An 8,017-nucleotide genomic window follows, 5' to 3' on the forward strand; every position below is an offset into this window, starting at 1 on the left:
CATGATCGCCACCGGCACCGACGTGAAGCCGCTCGAGTGCGTGCTGTTCATGCGAGACGTGCGGTCGGCTCAGTACTTCGAGCAAATGAAGGGTCGCGGGGCGCGCACAATCGATCCGGCGACGTTCCGAGCCGTCACCGACGACGCCGAGGCGAAGATCTGCTTCGTATTGGTGGACGCTATTGGTGTCACCGAGCACGACTTCGTCGAGCCTCCGCTCAACCGCGACCGCGCCATCAGCCTCAAGAAGTTGCTCGACAAGGCCGCGACGCTCAACCTGACTGAGGACGAGACCGCCACGCTCGCAAACCGTCTCGCGGCACTCGAGCAGCAAATGACCCCGACCGAACGCGCCGAACTGGATGCCGTCGCCGGACAGTCGCTCCGCGCCGTTGTCCGGGCTCTCGTCGCTGCGGTGAATCCCGACACGCAGGCCGCGGCGATGGCCGCTGAGCCGACACGAGAGCCGACCGACGTGATCCAAGATCTGCTCGACGCGGCGATCGAGCCGCTCGCTGCGAACCCCGAGCTGCGCACGCGCATCATCGAATTGCGCCGCGCACACGATCAGGTGATCGACGAGGTCAGCCGCGACTCGCTCGTCGACGCGTACGGTGTCGTCGACCCGGATGCGGCTCGAGAGACCATCGAGTCGTGGAAGGCCTATCTCGCCGACCACCGCGACGAGATCAGCGCGATCCAACTGATGTTCGACGCCAAGGGACGCGGCATCGCGTTCGGCGACGTGAAGGAACTCGCCGAACGAATCAAGCGTCCGCCGCACAACTGGACGGTCGACTACATCTGGAGCGCGTACCTTTCACTGGGCGTCGAGTATCGCGGTAGCGCCGAGACGCGCGACCGGCACACGTCGACCGACCTGATCTCGTTGCTCCGCTACGAGGTTGGCATCGACGACGCCTTGGTTCCTTACGCCGACCTCGTCGAGTCGCGCTACGCGAACTGGCTCGCCCGGCAGGAACAGTCAGGAGCCACATTCAGCGGCAGTCAGCGCTGGTGGCTGGACAAGATGATGCAGATCATCGCGGCGTCGGCGGGCATCACCGCCGACGACCTCGACAAGGCACCGTTCGGCGAACGAGGTGGCGTGGATGGCGCGCTCCGCGACCTCGGCGACGCCGCGGGCGACCTGCTGAACGAGCTGAATCAGGAGCTGACCGCGTGACCTGGGAGCGACACCCTATCGGAGATCTCCTGCAGCGCCAGTCGAACAAGCGTGTCATCCAGCAAGGCTGGAGTCCTAAGTGCCACGCGCATCCGGCGGCGCCTGGCGAGTGGGGCGTGTTGAAGACCACCGCTATCCAGGCGGGAAGGTTTGAGCCTGAGCACAACAAGGCGTTGCCGGACACGCTTGATCCGAAATCAAACATTGAAGTGAAAGCCGGCGATCTGCTCATCACCTGCGCCGGCCCACGCTCGCGCTGTGGAATTCCGGCGCTTGTTCGGCACGCACCCGAGCGCCTGATGATGTCCGGGAAGATGTATCGCCTCCGTCCCGAGGAGCGCATCGACGCCCGCTTTCTCGAGATGTATCTGTTGAGCCCGGACGCGCAGAAGCGTATCGACGAGATGAAAACCGGAATCTCCGACAGCGGCCTCAATCTGACTCATGACCGTTTCGTGCAGCTCCCGGTCCCGGTTCCGCCACTCGAGGAGCAGCTCAGCATTGTCGCCGTCCTCGAGGATCACCTGTCCAGGCTCGATGCCGCAGGCGCCTATCTCGGTGCCGCTGAGCGCCGGGTCGCGGCGTGGCAGTCCGCTGCCAGCGCGGAGGAACTCTGGCATGGTGACCCGCCGATGGTGGCCGTCGGACGTCTGCTCCGCGAGCCGATGCGAAACGGGCGCTCGGACCGGGCCGCTGAAGGCGCCGCGGGCGGCACTCGAACGTTGACCCTGACCGCGGTCACGCGGAACAGCTTCACGGACCAGTTCACCAAGGAGACGGTCACGCCTGCATCGGTCGCTCAGGGGCTATGGCTCGAGCCTGGCGATATCTTCGTGCAGCGGGCGAATACGCCCGAACTCGTTGGGACGACGGCGCGCTTTGACGGCCCTCGGAACTGGGCCATTTTCCCGGACCTGCTGATCAGGGTGCGCCCAGACGAATCGCTCGTCGACGGACGCTATCTGGTTGCTGCCCTTCGTGCTGAGCGAGTACACCGCGCGCTTCGCGCGCGCGCAAAGGGGCTGGCGGGCTCGATGCCCAAGATCGATCAGCGCGCTGTGGCCGAAACGACGGTGCCCCTCCCGGATGCCGCCCGCCAGCGCGAGGCTGTCGGTCGTCTCGTCGAGATCGATGCGGCAGCTGTCGCCGCGATTAATCAGCTCCGCATCCAGCGACGCCGAGCGGCTGCGCTCCGTAACTCGCTCTTGAACGCTGCGTTCGCCGGCGAGCTCACCGGTTCGACGATCCGTCTTGGTCGAGGAGGCCTCAATGACTGACGCACGCCGTTTGGTCGACAAGCTCGATTCGTTCCGCAACCTTCTCCGTGATGACGGCGTCGGAGTGCTCGACTACATCGAGCAGCTCACCTACCTGCTGTTCTTGAAAATGGCGCATGAGCGCGCCACGCGGAAGCTCCGTCCCCAGCAGATTGTGCCCGATCACTATTCGTGGCAGCGGCTGCTCGACGCCGAAGGTGCTCAGCTCGAGTTCGAGTACACACGGATCCTTGTCGGCCTCGCGCAGCAGCCCGGCACACTCGGTGTGATCTTCCGGAAGGCACAGAACCGCATCCAGGACCCCGCGAAGCTCAAACGACTCATCGTCGACCTGATCGACCGCGAGCAGTGGTCAGCATCGGGCACTGACCTTAAAGGCGACGCCTACGAGCAGCTGCTGGCCAAGGGGGCGTCCGACAAGGGCTCCGGCGCCGGCCAGTACTTCACGCCGCGCGACCTGATTCAGGCGATCGTCGACGTGATCCAGCCCTCGCCGGATGACAACGTACTTGACCCCGCCTGCGGTACCGCCGGATTCCTGCTCGTCGCTCACGACTACGCCTCGCGCGAGGCCGAGCACCTCACGCCGACCCAGCGCGACCATTTGCGCGATGGGTTTGCGCACGGGACGGAACTCGTAGACGGGACAGCGCGCCTCGCCGCGATGAACTTGTTGCTGCACGGCATCGGCACGCCACAGGGCGAGTCGCTGATCGACGTGCGCGATGCGCTGATCGCCGACACGGGCGAGCGGTACTCGGTGGTGCTGTCCAACCCGCCTTTCGGTAGGAAGTCGTCGCTGACCATGGTCGGCGCGGACGGGCGCGAAGCGCGCGAGGACACGGAGATCGAGCGTGTCGACTTCGTTGCGACGACTTCGAACAAGCAACTCAACTTCGTACAGCACATCATGACCGTCCTCGACATCAACGGCCGCGCGGCCGTCGTGCTGCCCGACAACGTGCTATTCGAGGGTGGCGCAGGCGAGGTGTTGCGCCGCAAGCTGCTCGACGACTTCGATCTGCACACGATGCTCCGACTGCCCACCGGCATCTTTTACGCACAGGGCGTGAAGGCCAACGTGCTGTTCTTCGACAAGAAGCCTGCCAGCGAAACACCGTGGACGCGCAAGCTCTGGGTCTACGACCTGCGCACAAACATGCACTTTACGCTCAAGCAGAACCCGCTCCGCCGTGCGCACCTCGAGGAGTTCGTCGCATCGTTCCTCCCCGGCACACCCCGGAGCGAGCGCGTCACCGGGGCCGAGGGTGGCCGCTGGAAGTCGTTCACGTACGAGGAACTGATCGCACGCGACAAGGTGAACCTCGACGTCACCTGGCTGCGCGACGACTCGCTTGATGACCTCGACAGCCTGCCGGCACCCGAGGTTATCGCCCGCGAGATCGTCGAGGACCTTGCCGCAGCTCTCGCGGAGTTCGAGGCCGTCGCGATGGCGCTCGAAGGGACAGCGGCCGTCGACGAGGACTGACCCCGTGGGCTGTGCTCTTCCAGCAAAGCACAGTTATCCACAGGCCGAGCCTTGAATGAAACACCCCTAGGTCCCAAGAATCGGTCGGCCCTCTGACCCACAAGACGGCGCACGAGCTGATGGGTCATGTTGATGACCTCGAGGAGTAGGCGCAGCACCGCGGAGTGACGGAGGTTGAAGCCGAGTCAGTCGCATACGTCGTCACCGGCTGGTCGGATTCGACACGAGCGCGTATGGCGTCGGGTACGTAGCGAGCTGGAGTACCTGCGACGCCGATGTGATTCGCGGAACCGCGGTGCGGGTGCTGACGACCGCACACCGCATTGTCGCGATCCTCGACGCCGACGAGGACGAGAGCGAGGGCGGTCCCGCCACCCGTTCAGGGGTGCGAGCTGCACTCGTGCAGCGGTGACGGAACACCGCAGATCGGAGACCGCAGATCGTGGACCGCTGCGCGGTCCGGTCCCCGCGTTTCCTTACCTTGTTGCTCGGGCGGTTTCGGTGCAGTCGTAGTGTGTCGATCGTTCGAGGACGGCGGGTATGGCTCTCGCGTTTTCGCCGCTGTGACGGCTTGTGAAGAATGGCCGCCCGCCGTCCACCCGATGGTTCGACCGCTAATTGAGAGAAGCGAACAGATCGCTGCGTAAGGAAACGTCGGCGTGACCATCACCGCCACGAGGGAAGTGAAGGGAGCGGCCATGCCGCAGATTTGGGCCGGAATCGACGCGGGGAAGGGGCACCACCACTGCGTCGTCATCGACTCCGACGGCGCCAAGCTCCACTCCGCCCGCGTCGCCAACGATGAGACGGCGCTGCTCGATCTGATCGCCGCCGTCACCGAACTGGCTGCCGGCGACGAGTGCCTGTGGGCGATCGATCTCAGTAGCGGGGGCGCGTCGCTGCTGCTCGGGCTCCTCGCGGCTCACGGTCTGCCCGTCGTCTACATCCCGGGGCATGCAGTGCACCACGCCGCGAAGGCGTATCGCGGTGACGGCAAGACCGACGCGAAGGACGCGGCGATCATCGCCGACCAGGCCCGGATGCGCCGCGACCTACAAGTACTGACGGTCGAGGATGAGATCCGCATCGAGCTGCGGGCGCTGACGGGGCACCGCAAGGATCTCGTGTGCGACCGCACCCGAGCGATCAACCCTCTGCGGGCGCACCTGCTCGAATATTTCCCCGCGCTCGAGCGCGCCTTCAACTACTCCGCCAGCCGCGCCTCACTCATCCTCCTCACCGGCTACGCGACACCGGATGCTATCCGGCGGATGGGGGAGTCCCGCCTTGCCCGATGGCTTCGCTCGCAGGGCTGCCGAACTGCGGTCGCGACCGCCTCCGACGCGGTCGCTGCGGCGAAGAGCCAGCAGACCGTTCTCCCGGGCCAGGCGATCGAATCCGAGCTCGCGCGTAGCCTCGCGCACGACGTCATCGCGCTCGAGGCGCGCATCGCGGAGATCGATCAGCTCATCGCCACCCATGTCGAGACGAGTCGTGCCGCCGAGCTCCTGCAGTCCATGCCCGGCTTCGGGCCCCTGCTCGCGGCCGAGTTCCTCGCGTCAACCGGCCCCGACCTCAGCGCCTACGTCAGCGCTGATCGGCTCGCCGGTGTCGCGGGCCTCGCGCCAGCACCACGCGACTCGGGAAGGATCAGCAGCAATCATCATCGACCTCGCCGCTACGACCGGCGCCTGTTGCGCGCCTGCTATCTCGCAGCGATGGTCAGCGTCCAGCAGAAGACCGAATCGAGAGCGTTCTAGGACCGTAAGCGCGCTGAAGGGAAGTCGCACAAGCAAGCCATCCTCGCGCTCGCTCGCCGTCGTCTCGACGTCATTTGGGCCATGTTTCGGGACGACCGCAGCTACACGCCTCCTGCTCCCTTTGAGTGTGACTTTGAGGGAACTGCAAGTACGTGTGCGACCCCAAAGGAACCTCAAACGGTGGACTCGGCTAGGACCGTCTTCGCTGTTGCCTGACTGATACGAGGTGGGCCGTTGGCCTGTCAGCCTTCGGGCAGCTCCCAACCATTCGCTCGGCAGGAGCTGGCGAACGCCGCGCTGGCCGTCTGGAACGCCTCGTCGTCGCCACCCTCAAGGGTCGTCTCCATGGCGGTCACCGCTTCCGTCAACTCCTTCGGGTCCTCCGCGCTCAGAGACTCAGACATCGTACGCAGCAGCTGCTCACGGCGACCCTCTTGCTGTCCTGCGCTGCCTTCGCTGACCCAGGAGGAGTGGTAGTTGCACGCATCCGTCGCTGATGTGGTGAGCCCGCCCGAGCAGGCCGAGAGAGCAATCAGCATCGCCGCAACCGGCGCGAGTGCCAGTCCCCGGACGAAGACGCCTCGGCGGACGAGAGATCGACTCGTGGAGACCTCTTCGCGCATGCATTGACGCTACTGCTACCGCGGCCGGACGGAGCCGGCCGAAGGAGCCTGCGGCACTGTTGACAACCTGATTGAGATTCTTCACCTCTCCGCGGTTTCAACCTATCTCGCTCCGACGCCTCCGTGCCGAGCTTTCCGGACGCGGGCGCAAGCGCCCTTATTTCGCCCGGAAAGCTCGTCACTACGGCGTCTCCACTCAATTGGTTTCATCCCGCCGGAGAGGCAAAGAAAAACGATCAGGAAGACGACAAAAGCCCCGTAGTTGGTCTAGAACCACGGGACTTGTCGCCTCAATGATCGCACACCGATCAAGGAGAAACCATCGTGACTATCACCACCGGAACCGGGACCGTTCAGCACATCGACCTGACCGTCCTCGTGATCGAGGTGAACGTCCGCACCAGCGCCCCGCTGACGAAGGACTTCATCGCGTCGATCCGCGAGAACGGCGTCATCACCCCGGTTCTCGCCCGCCGCGACGAGCACGGCAACGTCATCGTCCGCGCTGGACAGCGCCGCACCCTCGCCGCCCGCGAGGCCGGAGTGCCCACGATCCCGGTCTACGTCGTGGAGGGCGACGAGACGACCGCCGACCGGATCGTGCAGCAGATCATCGAGAACGACCAGCGCGCCGAGCTGAGCGTCGCGGACCGCACCGCCGCGTGGGCGCAGCTCGCGTTCGAGGGCGTCACCGCCGCAGCGATCGCCAAGCGCACCGGCACCAAGACCGACGCCGTGAAGAAGGGGCTCGCGGTCGCGGAGTCCGCGACCGTCACGTCCGTTCTGCACGAGCACGAGCTGACCCTGGACCAGGCGGCGGTGCTGTCGGAGTTCGAGGACGACGCCGACGCCCGCGCGACCCTGATCGAGGTCGCCACCCACGACCCGGCCCAGTTCGAGCACACCGCGCAGACCCTCCGCGACGAGGCCGCGCACCAGGGGCTCCTCGCGGCGACCGCCGCCGAGTACACCAGCAACGGCTTCCAGATCCTCACCCGCTCCGACGCCTACGGCGACCAGGCGACGTGGACGCCGATCCGGCAGCTGCGCGGCGAGGACGGGAAGAGCGTCACGCCCGAGCAGGTCGCCGCCGCTCCCGGCCGCGGAGTGCTCATCGACACCAGCTGGCGCGGCGAGGTCGAGGTCACGCTCCTGGTCCAGGACCCGACCGCCGCCGGATTCACCTACGCCTACGGAGCCCCCGAGCAGCCGCAGACCGAGGAGGAGGCCGAGGAGGAGCGTGCCGAGAAGTCCGCTGAGCGGAAGGTGCTCATCGCCAACAACAAGGCGTGGAACGCGGCCGAGAAGGTGCGCCGCGAGTGGATCGCGACCTTCCTCGCCCGCAGGACCCTCCCCAAGGACGCGGATCGCGTCATCGCCCTGTGCCTCACCGCTCACCGGTTCGCGGTGTCGTCGGGGATGAGCAACGGCAGCGACCTCGCGCACGCGCTGCTGCGCATCGAGCGCCCCTCCGGCTACCGCGCCGACGCTCTCGGGGCGCTGATCGAGGGGAACCCCGCGAAGGCCCGCCTGGTCGCGCTGGCCGTCGTGCTCGGAGGGCAGGAGGCGCACACGAGCAAGGAGTCCTGGCGCCGCGGCGACGAGCGCACGGCCGAGCACTTCCGCCAGCTCGCGGCCTGGTCCAGGGTCAGCTCGTGCTCGTGCAGAACGGACGTGACGGT

Annotated in this window: 5 protein-coding genes and 1 pseudogene; 5 read left to right on the forward strand and 1 reads right to left on the reverse strand. The window is 66.1% G+C overall.

Annotated elements, in window-relative coordinates:
• The 4 genes and pseudogenes from C5C82_RS16395 to C5C82_RS16410 all read left to right on the forward strand — a co-directional run.
• The coding region (locus C5C82_RS16395) for a type I restriction-modification enzyme R subunit C-terminal domain-containing protein (protein ID WP_308471863.1) at window positions 1-1,186 on the forward strand (1,186 nt) is incomplete at its 5' end.
• Entirely contained in the window at window positions 1,183-2,463 is a 1,281-nt protein-coding gene (locus C5C82_RS16400) for a restriction endonuclease subunit S (RefSeq protein ID WP_104355393.1), read from the forward strand. The genes C5C82_RS16395 and C5C82_RS16400, both read left to right, overlap by 4 nt.
• Window positions 2,456-3,952, forward strand: a complete 1,497-nt coding sequence (locus C5C82_RS16405) for a class I SAM-dependent DNA methyltransferase (RefSeq protein ID WP_104355394.1) — start codon at window positions 2,456-2,458, stop codon at window positions 3,950-3,952. The genes C5C82_RS16400 and C5C82_RS16405 overlap by 8 nt, the downstream gene beginning before the upstream one ends.
• 698 nt (window positions 3,953-4,650) lie before the next feature.
• Window positions 4,651-5,823, forward strand: a pseudogene (locus C5C82_RS16410) (IS110 family transposase); the annotation flags it as partial.
• Between the two features lie 131 nt (window positions 5,824-5,954).
• On the opposite strand, the gene C5C82_RS17390 reads toward C5C82_RS16410, so the two are convergent.
• On the reverse strand, window positions 5,955-6,335 hold the full coding sequence (locus C5C82_RS17390; protein WP_146086022.1) for a hypothetical protein: 381 nt from the start codon (window positions 6,333-6,335) through the stop codon (window positions 5,955-5,957).
• A 324-nt stretch (window positions 6,336-6,659) separates the two neighbouring features.
• Between C5C82_RS17390 and C5C82_RS16415 the strand changes: the two genes are divergently transcribed.
• A partial coding sequence (locus C5C82_RS16415) for a ParB/RepB/Spo0J family partition protein (protein ID WP_104355395.1) occupies window positions 6,660-8,017 on the forward strand: 1,358 nt, incomplete at its 3' end.

The sequence above is a fragment of the Rathayibacter sp. AY1D5 genome (genome assembly GCF_002932515.1).
Taxonomy (GTDB): domain Bacteria; phylum Actinomycetota; class Actinomycetes; order Actinomycetales; family Microbacteriaceae; genus Rathayibacter.

What these genes read in the sequence shown, in the direction of transcription:
- C5C82_RS16405 (WP_104355394.1), top strand. Translation starts at nt 2,456, where the DNA reads ATGACTGACGCACGCCGTTTGGTCGACAAGCTCGATTCGTTCCGCAAC.
- C5C82_RS17390 (WP_146086022.1), bottom strand. Translation starts at nt 6,335, where the DNA reads ATGCGCGAAGAGGTCTCCACGAGTCGATCTCTCGTCCGCCGAGGCGTC.